The 738-nt window shown below is 74.8% G+C and carries 1 pseudogene; it reads right to left on the reverse strand.

From position 1 onward, the window contains the following. Window positions 1-738: pseudogene (locus AC27IO_RS25035) on the reverse strand (FAD-dependent oxidoreductase); the annotation flags it as partial.

The following is a 738-nucleotide window of genomic DNA, read 5'->3' on the forward strand; positions in this document are numbered from 1 at the left end:
CCGGGAAGGCCGCCGGCGTCCATTCGTCGCCGTCCAGCTCGGGCTCTTCGTAGCGCTGCATGGCCGCGTAGTGCAGCGCGGCGTCGTCGGCCAGCGGGGGGGCGGCCAGGCCCCGCGCCAGGCGCTGGGCGCCATCGCTGATCTGCGGGATGTCGCCCGCGCCCGCGCCCTGCGACAGCGCGCCGCCGTAGTTGAAGCAGTGCACGCGGTCCAGGCCTGGGCAGGCGCCGGGCGCCTTCTCCTGGAACTCGAACAGCGGCCCCAGGTCGGGCGAGGCGGCCAGCTCGGCATCGTCCTCGCCGGCCGGCGGCACGAAGCGGTCCTGCCACAGGCGCACGGCCGGCGCGAACGCGGCGAACTCTGGGCGCAGCGCCCAGTCGGTGCGAAAGCCGGTGCAGAAAATCACGAAGTCGGCGGCCAGCGGGCCCTTGGCGGTCTCCAGGCGCAGCGCGCCATCGGGCCGCACGGACGCGCCGTGCACGCCGGCCCCCAGGTGGAAGTGCGCATTGGCGTGGCGCGACACGCGCAGCGTGCTGCCGTGCGGCGGCGGCACCTGCTGCACGTTCAGGTAATGGCGAAAGCGCCACTTCCATTCGTCCGGCAGGGCCCAGAAGCCATGGGCCATGCCGGGGTTGCCCGCGCCCTTGCCCTTGTTCACGCGGGGCAGTTCCGCGCGGCGCACCAGCAGGTCCACGCGCGCGGCGCCGGCCTCCAGCGCCGTGGCGGCCGAATCCATGG

This window comes from Acidovorax sp. KNOB132, assembly GCF_057541515.1.